Source organism: Paraburkholderia gardini, from assembly GCF_907164545.1.
Classification (GTDB): Bacteria; Pseudomonadota; Gammaproteobacteria; order Burkholderiales; family Burkholderiaceae; genus Paraburkholderia; species Paraburkholderia gardini.
Window position 1 is genome coordinate 139116 of the sequence record NZ_CAJQZB010000010.1, and the last position, 14198, is coordinate 153313.

The 14198-nt window shown below is 64.2% G+C and carries 15 protein-coding genes; 8 read left to right on the forward strand and 7 right to left on the reverse strand.

Going from position 1 to position 14198, the window contains the following annotated elements; translation table 11 throughout:
- The first annotated feature begins 230 nt into the window (after window positions 1-230).
- From LPA37_RS10055 to LPA37_RS10070, 4 genes are all read left to right on the forward strand, one after another.
- The gene (locus LPA37_RS10055; RefSeq protein ID WP_229012454.1) at window positions 231-1163 is read left to right on the forward strand and encodes a 2-hydroxyacid dehydrogenase; all 933 of its coding nucleotides are present in this window, start codon (window positions 231-233) and stop codon (window positions 1161-1163) included.
- Window positions 1164-1206: 43 nt separating this feature from the next.
- Window positions 1207-1689: an OsmC family protein gene (locus LPA37_RS10060; RefSeq protein ID WP_229012455.1), complete on the forward strand. Its 483-nt coding sequence runs from the start codon at window positions 1207-1209 to the stop codon at window positions 1687-1689.
- A 428-nt stretch (window positions 1690-2117) separates the two neighbouring features.
- Window positions 2118-2360, forward strand: a complete 243-nt coding sequence (locus LPA37_RS10065; protein WP_228981830.1) for an AbrB/MazE/SpoVT family DNA-binding domain-containing protein — start codon at window positions 2118-2120, stop codon at window positions 2358-2360.
- Complete coding sequence (locus LPA37_RS10070) at window positions 2360-2755, forward strand: PIN domain-containing protein (protein ID WP_228981832.1); 396 nt, start codon at window positions 2360-2362, stop codon at window positions 2753-2755. Before LPA37_RS10065 ends, LPA37_RS10070 begins: the two co-directional genes overlap by 1 nt.
- Before the next feature lie 50 nt (window positions 2756-2805).
- Here the strand turns inward: LPA37_RS10070 and LPA37_RS10075 are convergent, their stop codons facing one another.
- The 5 genes from LPA37_RS10075 to LPA37_RS10095 all read right to left on the reverse strand — a co-directional run bounded on the left by LPA37_RS10075 (window position 2806) and on the right by LPA37_RS10095 (window position 8578).
- The gene (locus LPA37_RS10075; RefSeq protein WP_267478163.1) at window positions 2806-3318 is read right to left on the reverse strand and encodes an arsenate reductase/protein-tyrosine-phosphatase family protein; all 513 of its coding nucleotides are present in this window, start codon (window positions 3316-3318) and stop codon (window positions 2806-2808) included.
- Between the two features lie 242 nt (window positions 3319-3560).
- Window positions 3561-4721, reverse strand: a complete 1161-nt coding sequence (locus LPA37_RS10080) for an MFS transporter (RefSeq protein WP_229012457.1) — start codon at window positions 4719-4721, stop codon at window positions 3561-3563.
- Window positions 4718-5512 (reverse strand): DeoR/GlpR family DNA-binding transcription regulator, encoded by a 795-nt coding sequence (locus tag LPA37_RS10085; protein WP_229012458.1) that lies wholly within the window; start codon window positions 5510-5512, stop codon window positions 4718-4720. Before LPA37_RS10085 ends, LPA37_RS10080 begins: the two co-directional genes overlap by 4 nt.
- Window positions 5513-5649: 137 nt before the next feature.
- Complete coding sequence (locus LPA37_RS10090) at window positions 5650-5928, reverse strand: hypothetical protein (RefSeq protein ID WP_228981839.1); 279 nt, start codon at window positions 5926-5928, stop codon at window positions 5650-5652.
- A 103-nt stretch (window positions 5929-6031) separates the two neighbouring features.
- Entirely contained in the window at window positions 6032-8578 is a 2547-nt protein-coding gene (locus LPA37_RS10095; protein ID WP_229012459.1) for an adenosylcobalamin-dependent ribonucleoside-diphosphate reductase, read from the reverse strand.
- A 294-nt stretch (window positions 8579-8872) separates the two neighbouring features.
- On the opposite strand from LPA37_RS10095, the gene LPA37_RS10100 reads away from it, so the two are divergent.
- Window positions 8873-9370, forward strand: coding sequence for a thioesterase family protein (locus LPA37_RS10100; RefSeq protein WP_229012460.1), 498 nt, complete (start codon window positions 8873-8875; stop codon window positions 9368-9370).
- Between the two features lie 7 nt (window positions 9371-9377).
- Here the strand turns inward: LPA37_RS10100 and LPA37_RS10105 are convergent, their stop codons facing one another.
- Window positions 9378-9665: a DUF3331 domain-containing protein gene (locus tag LPA37_RS10105; protein WP_228976499.1), complete on the reverse strand. Its 288-nt coding sequence runs from the start codon at window positions 9663-9665 to the stop codon at window positions 9378-9380.
- Between the two features lie 351 nt (window positions 9666-10016).
- Between LPA37_RS10105 and LPA37_RS10110 the strand changes: the two genes are divergently transcribed.
- Window positions 10017-11090: an AI-2E family transporter gene (locus LPA37_RS10110; protein WP_229012461.1), complete on the forward strand. Its 1074-nt coding sequence runs from the start codon at window positions 10017-10019 to the stop codon at window positions 11088-11090.
- Here the strand turns inward: LPA37_RS10110 and LPA37_RS10115 are convergent.
- Window positions 11087-12250 (reverse strand): OpgC domain-containing protein, encoded by a 1164-nt coding sequence (locus tag LPA37_RS10115; RefSeq protein WP_229012462.1) that lies wholly within the window; start codon window positions 12248-12250, stop codon window positions 11087-11089. The two genes, LPA37_RS10110 and LPA37_RS10115, sit on opposite strands and share 4 nt — an antisense overlap.
- A gap of 377 nt (window positions 12251-12627) precedes the next feature.
- On the opposite strand from LPA37_RS10115, the gene LPA37_RS10120 reads away from it, so the two are divergent.
- A complete protein-coding gene (locus LPA37_RS10120; RefSeq protein ID WP_229012463.1) occupies window positions 12628-12933 on the forward strand; it encodes a hypothetical protein in 306 nt (101 codons plus the stop codon).
- Window positions 12934-13140: 207 nt separating this feature from the next.
- Window positions 13141-13995 (forward strand): peptidoglycan DD-metalloendopeptidase family protein, encoded by an 855-nt coding sequence (locus LPA37_RS10125; RefSeq protein WP_229012464.1) that lies wholly within the window; start codon window positions 13141-13143, stop codon window positions 13993-13995.
- Window positions 13996-14198 lie beyond the last annotated feature (203 nt).

Consider the following 14198-nt stretch of genomic DNA (forward strand, 5'->3'; position numbering starts at 1 on the left):
GATGCCTCTGGCGTGGCGCTTCGTGTTGAGTGTCGCCTTCGAGCGCGAGTCCAGTCGCGCGGCACGAACTGCCGTGCGTCGCAGCAGATCCTGCAACGCGGCGGCGGTGTCGGCGACCTTTGTGCAGATCATTGCCAGGGCGGGTGATGCCCATATGCGATGACGCAGATATACTTCGACTGCCACAGCCTTCTCAACCAGCGTTTCTCAACCAGAATTCCCGCCGGGTCATGAAGCCTTCCTTGCTGGTCCTGATTCCTCTTGACGGGGACAGTCTCGCGGACATCTCCGCATCGTTCGATCTCATCCACGCACCCACACCGATGCAACGCACCGAGACGATCGCCCGTCACGGCGACGCGATCCGGGCCGTGCTGACCAATGGCACGACGGGGCTCACCGCCGCCGAAATCGACCGGCTCGGACAACTCGAATTCGTCAGTGCGCTTGGCGCCGGATACGAAAACATCGCGCTCGATCATGCGCGCGCACGCGGCATCGTGACGGTGAACGGCGCGGGGGCCAACGATAACTGCGTCGCCGATCACGCGTTCGCGCTGCTGCTCGCGGTCGTGCGCGACGTGCCGCGGCGCGATCGCGCCACCCGCGACGGCGTGTGGCGCGACGTGTTGCCAATGCGTCTGACCGTGTCCGGCAAGCGGCTTGGCATCGTCGGTCTCGGCAACATCGGCGAGAAGGTCGCGCGGCGCGCGGCCGGCTTCGATCTCGAAACCGGTTATCACAACCGCAAACCGCGTGAAGGCGCGACGAGCCGTTACTTCGACAGCGTGCTGTCGCTCGCGCGATGGAGCGACTACCTCGTCGTGACGACGCCGGGCGGCGCGTCGACCCATCATCTGATCGACAAGACCGTGCTCGACGCGCTCGGGCCGACGGGCTTTCTTGTCAACGTGTCGCGCGGAAGCGTGGTCGATACGGCCGCGCTGGCGGTGGCGCTGAAGGCGGGCGCGATTGCCGGCGCCGGGCTCGATGTCTACGAAGGCGAGCCGCATCCGCCGGAGGCGCTGATCGCATTGCCGAACGTCGTGCTGACGCCGCACGTCGGCGGGACTTCGCCGGAATCGGTTGCGGCGACGGTGCGCAATTTCATCGACAACGCCACGCGCCATTTCGCGGGCGAACCGGTACTCACGCCGATCTGATCGTTTTCGTTGCTCCGGTTTTCTGACCTTGGGAATTGCTCACATGGCATTGCATACAGCAGTCGTCGAATGGAACGGTAATGGCAGCACATTTACCGACAATCGCTATAGCCGCGCGCATCGCTGGACGTTCGACGGCGGTGCGGTCGTACCTGCGTCGAGTTCGCCGCATGTCGTGCGCGTGCCGTTTTCGGATTCCGCCGCTGTCGATCCGGAAGAGGCCTATGTGGCCGCGCTGTCGAGCTGCCACATGCTGTGGTTTCTGTCGATCGCGGCACAACAGGGATATGCGGTCGCCACGTATCGGGATGAAGCAGAAGGCACGATGGCGAAAAACGATGAAGGCAAGGAAGTCATGACGCGCGTGGTGCTGAAACCGCTCGTCACGTTTACCGGCGAAAAAATGCCCACCGACGATATGCTGCATCAGTTGCATCACGCCGCACACGAAGCATGCTATCTGGCGAATTCCGTCAAGACGCAGATCGATGTCGAGGGAACCTGGGCGTACAACGCGGGCCATTGACTGACAGTTTTGTCCCGGCAGGAGCGTATGCAGTCAGCCTCGACTCGAAAAGAGACCATAGTCTTGAATTGTTGATTTTTTGGCACTTATGAAGTGCAGCGATCGTGTCCATGGACAATTCGGTCTTTGCGGTCTGACATGGTGTTGAGTACGCCTGTCAACCCAAACGCGCCAAAGTCCTGGCCCCCGCAAAATTTCGCCATCTGCCGCGCGTCGTGTAGAGGTCAGCTTGCGCAACTTATCTTCACGCAGAAAGGCAGCGCGTTCGAGCTGAGCGTCAAACGACGGGTCAACTTCGAGGGCGAGACGGTTGAATACCTCGGGAGCGGCCGATATAGCTTGACAGGGAGATGAAAAAACGCATCCAGAGCTTGATTTTCTTTTTGCCTTACCTTAAAGTAAGGAATAGTTAAATCAAGGGGAATGTCATGGCATCCGCGACAATCACGTCGAAGGGCCAGGTCACGATCCCGGTCGGCGTTCGGAGCGATTTGGGGTTGGGAACTGGCGACAGAATCGAATTCGTTCTAAACGATGCCACTGGTCGTTACGAGCTGGTGCCCGCGACAAAATCCGTGGAATCACTCAAGGGACTTGTAGGGAAGCCTGCCAGGCCTGTGTCCGTTGAAGATATGAATGCCGCCATCGCCGCGCGCGGAGCTGGTGCTTAATGATTGGACTCGATACAAACGTACTAGTCCGCTACATCGCCCAGGATGACTCAGCGCAGTCGCCGAAGGCGACTGCGCTGATCGAATCGCTGACGGCTGACGAGCCCGGTTACGTTACGCAGGTTGCCCTGGTCGAAGTCGTGTGGGTTCTCTCCAGCTTGTACGCGGCGGATCGTGACCAGATTGCAAAGGTGGTTGAGGGTCTTCTTCGAACCAAAGAGTTGAGCGTCGAAGCTGCCGGAACAGTCTGGAAATCCCTTCGCGTCTTCACTTCATCGAAGGCCGATTTCGCGGACTGCCTGATCGAGCGTGTTTGCCACGATGCGCACTGTGAGTACACGGCGACGTTCGACGCGAAAGCAGCCAAGTCGGCCGGCTTGCGGTTAATCAAGTAGAGCGGAAAAGCATTTCACCCGACGCGCCGCATAACGCGGCGCGCGCCGGGCTAACCCGCGCACATCATCTCGTCCGCGCCGGAGACCGGTGCGGCGGTCGTCGCAAATCCCGACGCTGGCGAGGCGTCGAGCGGCGACGTCATGAACACACTGACGCAGCGCACGATCTGCCAGAACACTTTTTCGAAGGCACGCGAGCGCCCGGATTCCGTTATGTCCTGCGCGAGCGGATCGGCGAAATTCCAGCGGATCGAGCGCGGTTCACCCGGGAACGCCGGCGCATGGAATCCATCGACGCAATCGTCCATCGCGATGACAAGATCCATCCGTGGCGCCCAGGCGCCAGTGAATTCGTGCCAGCTTTTGGGACTGAGAACAGCCAGGTCGGACACGCCTGGCCGCAGTTGTGCAATAGCCAGCGAGTGCACCTTCGCGGCAGGCGTTGCGCCCGCGCTGAATGCCTCGAACCGGTCGCCTGCCAGTTCGCGTAGCAGTGCCTCCGCCATGATGCTGCGGGACGCGTTGTCCCGACAGAGAAACAGCACCCTGTATTTTATGGTCACCCTCATACCCCGTTTTGCGCATTTTCTGGTTATGTGCGGGATTCTGCCGGGCCAGTTTTACATGCCGGCGACAGAAAGATGACCTGAGATAATTCTGCCGTCAATCCGGCCTTTTCCTTCCTGCCGAGAATTCTGTCGAACGTTCTGTCAGATAGCGACGCGCGGTGTGGCCGGAAGCCGGCTGCCGTCGAGCCCGATGCGATCTTCCGGAGGCCGCACTGCCCGTGCCCGGCATCCGCCCGCTAAAGCTGGTTCGCACCGGCCGCGATCCGCGTGCCGCCCACGGCCCGGCCACCGACGAAGCAGACCACCAGCGCGGCGATCACGAGCACGCCGAGCGCGAGCCGCAGGCCGAATACGCCCGCGCCGAAGCCGATCAGCGGCGGCCCGATCAGAAAGCCCGCGTAACCTGTCGTGGCCGCCATTGACACGCCGATGGCTGGTGTCGACGTCGAACGTCCCGCCGCGCTGAAAATAACCGGGACGATGTTGGCCAGCCCCACGCCGACCATCGCGAAGCCGGCGCACGCGGTCAGGATGTTCGGCATGCCCAGCACCAGTGCGAGTCCGGCTGCCGCGATCAGACCGCCCGTCGCGACCACTCTCGCCGGCCCGAAACGGTGGACCGACACGTCGCCGATCACCCGGCAGGCCGCCATCGACAATGCGAACGCGGAATACCCGAGCGCGGCCGTGCTGGCCTCTCCAGCCAGCTCAGAGCGCAGGAATACGGCGCTCCAGTCGGCCACCGCACCCTCGACCATCATGCACAGGAACGCCAGCGCGGCGAGCTTCATGACGCCGGCGCCAGGCAACGCAAATCCGCCGGCGGGCGCGCTCGCACGCGGTCCGACATCGCGCAGCGCGAACACGGCGGCGCCCAGCACGAGCACAGCGATGAACAGGTCGGGCAGCGCAAGACCGCCCACGACGCCGACGCCGACTTTCTGGAGCATCCCGCCGCTCGCGGCGCCGAGCAGGCCGCCTGCGCTCCACGCCGCATGGAACGAGGACATGATCGGCGCGCTCCATTGCGTTTCGATCGAACTGGCGTGTCCGTTCATCGATACATCGAGCGCGCCGTTCGCCGCTCCCAGCATAAGGAGCACGAAACACAGCGCCGCGAGGTTGGGCATCAGCGCCGGAAGCGGCAGCGCGACGACAAACGCAGCGCCGAGCAAGGCGGTCGCGCGGCCGCTGCCAAGGCGCGGCGCGAGCCGGCCGGCGAGCGGCATCGCGACGATCGCGCCGAGCGCGAACGCGAAGAGCGCAATGCCGAGCGCGGCATCGCCGAGTGCGAGACTCTCCTTGATGCGCGGGACTTCGACGGCCCACGCGCCAATCCCGAAGCCGTTGGCGAGAAACACCGCCAGCGTCGCAATACGTTCGTTGACGGGTTTCATGATGCGGCCACCATCACGGTATCGAAAGCCGCCTGGAGACTCGCCATACGCGCGGCCGGAAGATCTGCCTCGACGATCAGAAAGTCGACCGCCGATGCAGGTGCTACGACGTACGGCGCGGCGGTCATCAGCTTCTCCGAGGTCATCGCGATCGCGACCTGGCCGCTCGCCTTCACCATCGCCCGTTTGAGTTCGGCTTCCCCGGCTTCGAAGGCCGCGATGCCTTCCGTCGGGTCGAGCGCGCAGGCGCCGAGAAAACACAGATCGGCATGGATCTGCTGGACCTGCAGCAGGGCGGTCGCGCCGGTCGCGCCTGCGGTGCGCCGGCCGACACGCCCGCCGATGAGAATCACGTCGAAGCCGGGCCGCTCCTGCATGCGCATGCAGGCTTCCGGTGAATTGGTGATGACGGTCAGATCCGCGTTGTCCGGCAGTGCCTGCGCGATCGCGACGTTGGTCGACCCCGCGTCGAGAAAAACGATCTGCTTCGGCCGGACGATCGACGCCGCGACCCGCGCGAGGCTCGCCTTGCGCTCGACGCCTTCGCGCATGCGAACCGACGCGGCGACGCCCGCCGGCGAGATCAGGATGGCGCCGCCATAGACCCGCTTGCAGTGACCGGCGCTGGCGAGATCGCGCAGATGCCGCCGCACGGTGTGCTCGGAAGTCTGAAGCTCGGCCGCGAGCTCGGCGGCGAGTACCCGGCCCTGCGCCTGAAGCCGCGCCAGAATCAGCCGCTCCCGCTCGTCGGGAAGAAGCCCTTCGATCGCATCCTGCCGTGTTCGCTGCATGTTCTTGCTCCGCTTTGCCCGGTTGCCCCGATCCATGAATCAATCACAATCGAGCAAAATATATCGTAAACGAGCAAAACGGACAATGCGAAAGCGACGGGCCCCGATGGAGCCAGTCGCGAAGCTGCATGCGTCAATTAGTGCAGGACGGTCCTGAATTCGTCGAGGCCCAGCCTGACCGGTTCGGTTGGCTGGAAGGACTTCTTGTATTCCGCGACCTTGAGGATTTCGTACAGCGCGCCTTCGAACGCGACGAGCAGGTCGGTGCGCCGCCGGCTGGCGGCGCCGCACCAGGTCATCAACGCTTCGGCGCTCACTTCGAAAACCTGCGCGCGATCGTCAAAACACACGCGAAAGGCGACCGTTGCGCACTCCGTCACGCAAGGCCGGAACGCTTCATCAACATATACCGACATGGCGATCTCCCAACACAACACTTCCAGGAGAACAGGATGACAGTCTGGCAAATCCAGTCTGTGGGAAAACCGCCATTCAGCGCGAGGTTCCTGATAAATCCGCTTACCCGCACGCGCCAATTTCCCCGCAGGCGGTACAAAAATCGCAGCCGTCCTTTCGGATGACGGCGTTCGCGCCGCAGTAGTCGCACTTGCTGCCGAGCATGGCCGGCGCGGATGCGGGTGCGCTGGCTGTGATGCTGGCATCGGCGCCGGAATCCGCGCCGGGCTCGCGGCGCGGCGCATTCGCCATCGCCGCGTGCGTGGTGTCGACCATCTGCCCGCGTGGCAGGCGGGCGAGCAGGCGCGACGGCACCTGGTTGCCTTCCGCGTCCAGAAAACCGCGACGGTGCAGGATCTGCTGGATCGCGTAGCCGAGCGCCGCGACTTCCGAATCGTGCCAGCGCGGCGAACGATGGCCGTCGGGGCGCAGCACTTCGCCGAGCCGCACCTGGCCGCGATCCCACGAGACCTTGCGCATGTCCTGCAGATTGCGTGCGATGAACCCGCCGCGCGCCGCGAGCGACAGCGAACGCATCGTGGCTGTGATCCATTGCTGCGAATCGTCGCGCTGGCCGGCCGGGATGAAAATTTCGATCGGCCGCTCGATGGTGACTTCCTCGCCGGCAATGCGCCCGGTGACCTCGATGAACGATACCGCCACGTACAGCGACTTCTTGCCGAGCTGCGTCAGGTACTCGACCTTTTCGATGATGGCGGGCAGCTCGCCTCTCGGGCGATGATCGAGCGTCACGCGCAGCGGGTCGAGATCCGCCGCGCCGGGCACTTCGTCGGGCGTGTCCGTCCCGGTGGGGGTGACACTCAGCACGGCACCAAGCGTCTCGTTGGGACGATACGTGGCGAGCCCTTTCAGCCCGCTTTTCCACGCATCGAAATAGAGGCCCTCAAAATCCTCGAACGGGTAATCGGCGGGCACGTTCACCGTCTTCGAAATCGACGTATCGACGAAGGGCTGCACGGCCGCCATCATGTCCAGATGGTCGCGCGCGGACATCTCCAGCGCGCTGACGAAATAGTCGGGCAGCGTGCCGACGTCGCCGCCGAGTTCGCGGTAGAGACGCCACGCGTGATCTTCGACCGCGAACTGCTGACGGCTGCCGTCGGCCATGATCTTCATGCGCGTGTAAGTCCACGAGAACGCGGGCTCGATGCCGTTCGACGCGTTGTCCGCGAACGCAAGGCTGACCGTGCCGGTCGGCGCGATGGAAAGCAGGTGGCTGTTGCGGATGCCGTGGCGACGGATCGCGTCCTTGAGGTCGTCGGGCAGGCGCGACGCGAAGGTGCCGTCTTCCAGATAGCGGGCCGCGTCGAAGAGCGGAAACGCGCCGCGCTCGCGTGCGAGTTCGACCGACGCGCGATACGCCTCGTCACGCATCAGCCGCGCGACGCGGGCCGCGAAATCGCGGCCTTCCTGCGCGTCGTAACGAAGACCGAGCATCACGAGCGTGTCGCCCAGACCGGTCAGGCCGACGCCGATACGCCGCTTCGCCGCGGCCTCGTCGCGCTGTTCGTCGAGCGGCCAGAGCGTGACGTCGAGCACGTCGTCGAGAAAACGCACCTGCGTGCGCGTGCGGTGCGCGAGCGCTTCCCAGTCGAACGAAGGCGTGCCGCCGTGCATCTGCGCAAACGGATCGATAACGAAACGCGTGAGATTGAGCGGCCCCAGATTGCAGCAGCCATACGCCGGCAGCGGCTGCTCGCCGCACGGGTTGGTGGCGCGGATCGTTTCGATCGCCCGCAGGTTGTTGTCCTCGTTCATGCGCGAGACGAACACGACGCCCGGTTCGGCGACGTCATACGTCGAGCGCATGATCTTGTCCCAGATTTCGCGCGCGGGTTTCTCGGCGTAGATCCAGTAGCCGTCGTCGCGCTGGCGCAGATCGTTCGCCGCGCGCATCGCGGGCGAGGGCTCCGCGCGATGCACGAGTTGCCACGGCGCGCTGGCTTCGACCGCGCGCATGAACGCGTCCGTCACGGCGACCGACACGTTGAAATTGTTCCAGCGTCCCTTCGAATGCTTGGCTTCGATGAATTCGATGAGGTCGGGGTGATCGCAGTCGAGCACAGCCATCTGCGCGCCGCGCCGCGAGCCCGCACTTTCGACGGTGCGGCACGACGCGTCGAACACATCCATGTAGCTGCATGGGCCGGATGCCGAGGAACTGGTGGTGTGAACGCGCGCGCCGCGCGGACGGATCGCGGAAAAGTTATAGCCGACGCCGCCGCCGCGCCGCATGGTTTCGGCGGCCTGCAACAGCGCGACGTAGATGCCGGGCAGACCTTCGTCGTCGACGCCCTGGATCGAATCGCCGACCGGCTGCACGAAGCAGTTGATCAGCGTGGCCGCGAGGCCGCTGCCCGCCGCGCTCATGATGCGGCCGGCGCCGAGCGCGCCGTGCAGCAGGTTGTCGACGAAGCGTGCCTCGATCACCGGACGCAGCGCTTCCGGCTCCGCCATCGCCACGCCGCGCGCGACGCGCCGGTAGACGTCGTCGACCGTCTGCTCGTCGCCCTTGGCGTATTTTTCGAGCATGACGTCGGTGGAGAATTGTTGCGGAGCAATCGATAGCGTCGGATCGTTTTCTGCCATGGTCCCGTCCCAAACGGCGTTGCGTGGATGATGCGGTGCGGTGAAGCCGGCGATGCGCGTGAGCCGGCGGCGCGATCCGTCTCACGGTACCGCACACGGGCGCTCGCCGCAATCGCCCGCCTTGCGCGCTATCAAATGCGAGCGAGGCGCCGGCGTCCGTTGATGCGCGCGCGTACGGGCATCGCCGGATGGCAGAAAAGACGTGCCCCGCTGCAACGCATGCCGTCGACCGTTTACGATGTGGCTGACGGGCGATTCATCGCGACCCGGACTGGAACAGAACAGGAAAATCCCATGCCCGACGAAACGCCGCTGGTTGTGTATCGCGACAGGGTCCGCACCGAATGGGTGGACTACAACGGCCATTTGCGCGACGCGTTCTATCTGCTGCTTTTCAGTTACGCGGCGGACGTGCTGATCGAGCGGATCGGACTCGATGACGCGACGCGCCGGGCGCGCGCCCGGTCGATCTATACGCTCGAGGCGCACGTCAACTATCTGCACGAGATCAAGGAAGATGCGCCGGTGCGCGTCGATGTGCGCGTGCTCGCGCACGACACGAAGCGGCTGCATATCTATCTGGAGATGTTCACCGACGCTCGTGATGTGCCCGTGGCTGCCGGTGAGCAGATGCTGCTGCACGTCGATACATCGGGCCCGAAGGCCGCCGCGTTCGACGCCGATATCGCGGCGCGCATCGAGGCGCTCGTAGAGGCGCAGTCGCTGGCGAACCTGCCGCCGGCGAAGCACCGTGCCCGCGCGATCGGCCTGCCGTCGCCAGGGGCGCGATGAAACCGGATCAGGCGTCGAGCAGGTTGCCGAGGATTTCGGCGGAGATCATGGCCGCTGCGTTCGAAGGCGCGGGGCGCTCAGCCGGTTTGAAGACGGCATCGCCGCGACGGATCTTGCTGCGCGACAGCGCGCAGGTGCCCGACGTGTGCGCCGAGCGGCGGCGCCAGCGCTGCTCGCCGTAATGGCAGCGGCCCGGCTCGACCCAGCGGATGACCAGCGTCGTGTCGGAGCGCTCGAGAATCTCGATGTGCACGCCTTCTGTTCCGCTCAGAGGTAAGGACGCTAGGGTCTGCATGGTCGGCTCCGTTGTGTGGTGTGCCCGAATGTAGTCCCGCGCGCGCGGGAAGAACATTGTGCATACGTTGAAACACCGTTCCATGTTTAGCAACAATGGTGCCACGGTCGCCTTGCGGGACGGAACGACGCCCCGTTTCACGCGATATGGCATGTTTTTGCAACGCTGTGTTGTTTCGGGCGCGACATCCAGCCGGCGTCTGGTGGCCGGTCGAGACGGCTTCACTGTCGACGGGCGGGCTCGCGCCGGGCATCCTTTAAGATGCGGGATCGCTTCGTGCGTCGCGCTTTCGGAGGCGTTTTCCCCTCAGGCCGCATCGTCCGTCGTTATTCAACCCAGCATCGAGGCTTCATGAACCAGCGTCTGCCCGCATCGCCCGACCCGCAATCCAGTCGCCAGAAAGCCCAGAAAATCGGGCTGCAGGTGCTGTACGTAGCGCTCGTGCTGCTAGCGCTGTGGATCGTGCGTTCGTTCATCCCTGCCGTGGTCTGGGCGAGCGTGATCGCCATCGCGCTCTGGCCGCTGCTCAGGCGCATGGAAAGCCACACCCTGTTCCAGGGCCGCACGACGGTGATTGCGTTCGTGTTCACCGCGGCCGTCTCGCTGCTGGTGGTGCTGCCGATCGGGCTTGGTATCGCGCAGGCGCTCAACGAGGCGCACGATGTCCTTGCATGGTTTCGCGACGCGCAGGAAAACGGCGTTCCGGTGCCGGACTTCGTTAACCATCTGCCGTTCGGCGTCGCCCAGATCACGGGCTGGTGGCAGACGAATCTGGAACAGCCGCTGCGCGGCTCGGCCGCGATGAAAGGCCTGCACAGCGAGGCCGTACTGACTTTCGGGCGGCATTTCGGCGCGCGTGCGGCGCATGTGCTCGTCGTGTTCGGCTTCATGCTCGTGACGCTCTTCATGATCCTGCAGGCCGGTCCGAAGCTGTCGGATACGCTGCTCACGGGCGCGCGGCGCGCGTTCGGCCCGGAAGGCGCGCGGCTGATCCAGCGCATGGCCGGCGCGGTACGCAGCACGGTAACGGGCCTCGTGGTGGTCGGGCTCGGCGAAGGTGTGCTGCTCGGAGTCGTCTATGCGATCGTCGGCGTGCCGCACGCGGCGCTGCTTGGACTCGTGACCGCCATCGCGGCGATGTTGCCGTTCTGCGCGCCCATCGTGTTCTGCTGCGCGGCGCTCTGGCTGTTCGTGCAAGGCTCGGTCGCGGGTGCGATCGGCCTGGCGGCGGTCGGCTTCGTCGTCGTGTTCGTCGCGGAGCATTTCGTGCGGCCCGTGCTGATTGGCGGCTCGACACGGTTGCCGTTTCTGCTCGTGCTGTTCGGCATTCTGGGCGGCGCGGAGACGTTCGGCCTGCTCGGTCTCTTTATCGGCCCGGCGTTGATGACCGTGCTGATGGTGCTGTGGAACGACTGGGCGCGCTAGTCGTATCGATTGGCTCGCGCCGTGCCCGATGCGCGCGCGAGGTTTGCGATGCCTCGCGCACGAGCGGGCCGGCGGCTCGCGCACGACGCGATGAACCGCGAAACCGGCTCCGCCGCCCACGCGACGAGCATTAGCGAGACGACCGCGATCGCATCGGCGGCGAGGCCGAGCGGGACGTCGAGCAGGCCATCGGTTGCCTGATACAGCAGCGAATCGACGACGAGCGAAATCACGGTTCCCGCGACGAAACACACGAGGCCCTTGCGGCCGATCAGACTGATCCACGGCAGCCTTTGCGCGATCTTGCCGGTCCAGCCGAAGCGTACGAGCGTGGCGACCAGCCACGCGATCGCCAGAAAATTCAGCACACGCAGCCACATGAGATTCTGTTTGAAGCCCGGGGCGAGTGGCGCCGTTGCGATGGCGAGCTTGTAGTACGCCGCCGCTCCGACGACCCCCGCGGCCAGCAGGGTGACGATCCAGCCCCAGCGACACGCGGCGACGCGCTGCCAGACCGGCTGGCAACGCGCGATCACGCCCACTACGAACATCAGCTGCCACGCGAGAGGGTTGAAGTCCCACGGTGTGTTTCCGACGCCCGGCAGCCAGCCGGCCAGATGCGGCGCGCCGGCCCACAGCGCGACGCTACCCGCGAGCAGCAGCCACGGCTTGCCGCGCGCGAGCGGCAGCACGACGGGCACCATCAGCGCGAAGAACGCGTACATCGGCAGCACCGACGCCAGATATGGCTGACGACGGAACAGCAGGATGTCGCCGAGCGACGCAAGCGGCGCGTTGATCAGGTCATCGAGATCGTTCGTGGCGAGGTTCGGCGCGTCGACGCTGAACGCGACCATCATCGCGCTGACGAGCAGCATCAGGCCCGCGGTGACGAGAAACGCACGGTAAATCTCGAGCGAACGTTTGAGAAAGCGGTTACGGGCGATGGCATCGGTGCGACGTTCGGCGAGCGCGGCATACGCGGTTGCGGTGGCGAACCCGCCGAGGAACACGAACACTTCCGCGGCGTCGCACAACGCCCAGGCGTGCAGCGTGAAGCGCGACAGGATGCTGCCGCCGATGTGATCGACCACGATGATGAGCAGCACGAGCCCACGAAAGAAATCAAGCTCGACGAGACGGTGCTGTGACGTTTGCATAAGTGTTGCCAGAACAACCTCATGCGGGACGCACGCGAGATGCGTGGTTGCCAGCATGAGGTTTGCTGAATAAGGAGAACCGGTATCGCGTGCGTTGCCTGCGCGGCCGGAATGGCGCGCAAGGCGCGAAGCGCCACGAAAAGCGGGGAAAGCTGGTTGTGCAGGCAGTCGTGAACCGGCTGCCGGGCCGATGAAACCGGCCGGGTTGATAACGGAAATTCCCCGGCGCGACTGCGGTTTCAGCGCGTGATACAACCCGCCGATGTTAGCAGGTCCGGGCAAATCGCTTAACGAGCCCTGCAGGCACCGCTCAATGCGCGAAGCGTTCGGGTGCGCGTGCGGTTGAAACATGCGCGATGCGGCTCAAGCGGCATCGCGTGGCAACCCGGCTGAAAGCCGCGCGTATTCAAGCTTTCCCTCAAGTTCGTGAGCATGCTGCCGTTAAGAAAGAGGCGGTCGTGCCAGCCGCCGTGCGGGTTTCTGACCTGAACGGTTGCGCCGTGCTGGACGAGTCACGGGGCCACGATCGCACCCCACGTCCGGCGGATGTCCGTTTTCGCGCCCAGGTTGCGGCGATATCGACTTCAGCCGGTCGAAATATTCGCTTCGTAAGCATTTGTATCGAGTTGTTCGGACAGCGCGCAGATTGTGAAGCGACCATTACAATGCTGCGTGAAATCTAATCGTGAATCTGGCCCTTTTCGTGTGAGGAGTCTTTCCCTGTTGCGAGAATGAGAAGGCCGCTTCATGCGCGGACCGGCGCAAGCTGGTTGCGGACTCAACGATGTGGGTTTTCCATTGTGCCGTCCGTATAAGACGCCATTACGTGAATGCATGCCTTCTGCGCAACGTACGAAAAGCGTGGCTACTGAAAGACGCAGGAGTCGAACATGTTGAGAAGTCGCTTCGACAGGACAAAAACGGGTCTCGCCGGTTTGTGGGTCGCCGTGGCGATCAGCGGTTGTGCGAACGTCGGGCAGCAAGGTGCTTCGGCGGATAACGCGGCGGCGAGCGCGCAGGCCGCGGCAGCTGCCGCACAGGCATCCGATGCAGCCGCGCAGGCGCAGCAGGCAGCAAGCGATGCGGTTACCACCCGCACCGTCACGACGACAAAAACGGTCCACTACCGGGTCAAACGCGGTGACACACTGGCTCGCATCGCGCAGAAGAACAATTGCAGCGTGAAGGATCTGCTGGCCTGGAACCGGATGAACGCTTCGGCGCACGTGAAGAAAGGGCAGGTGCTGCGCATCGTCACGCAGCAGACGGTGACCACGACTGTCGATGCGAATGGCAATCCGGTCGCTGCGCGCGCACCGGCGAGTTCCGCGGATTCACGCGCGATGGCAGCGCAGACCAGGCGTGCCGCAAAGAGCGTGGCGCTGGCGTGGCCGGCGCAGGGTGTCGTCGTCGAGCCGTTCCAGGCGGGTGAAACACGGGGTATCGAAATCGCGGGCAATGCCGGCGATCCCGTGCGCGCGGCCGCCGACGGCAAGGTCATGTATGCCGGCACCGGGCTCAACGAGTACGGCAGTCTCATCATCGTCCAGCACAACAAGGACTTTCTGACGGCTTACTCGCACAACCGCAAGCTGCTCGTCAAAACGGGCGACATCGTGCATCAGGGACAGCAGATTGCCGAAATGGGCAACGAGAACAACACACGTGTCTCCGTGTTGTTCGAGCTGCGTCACGACGGCATGCCGATCGATCCAATGCCGTATCTGCCGCAAGGGCGCGGCTAGGCGCATTGTTTCGTTCAAACCCTGACGACGCAAAATAAGACAGCCCCGGCAAGTCGCTTGCCGGGGCTGTCTGTCGTTGCCTGATGGTGTAGCCTGGCTGCCTGGTTTCAGCGCGCTCAGATCACATACAGATCGACGTATTCATTGACCGGCGTGGCTTCGAGCCTTGCCTGATCCAGCGACACGTCGAGAATCGCCTGTTG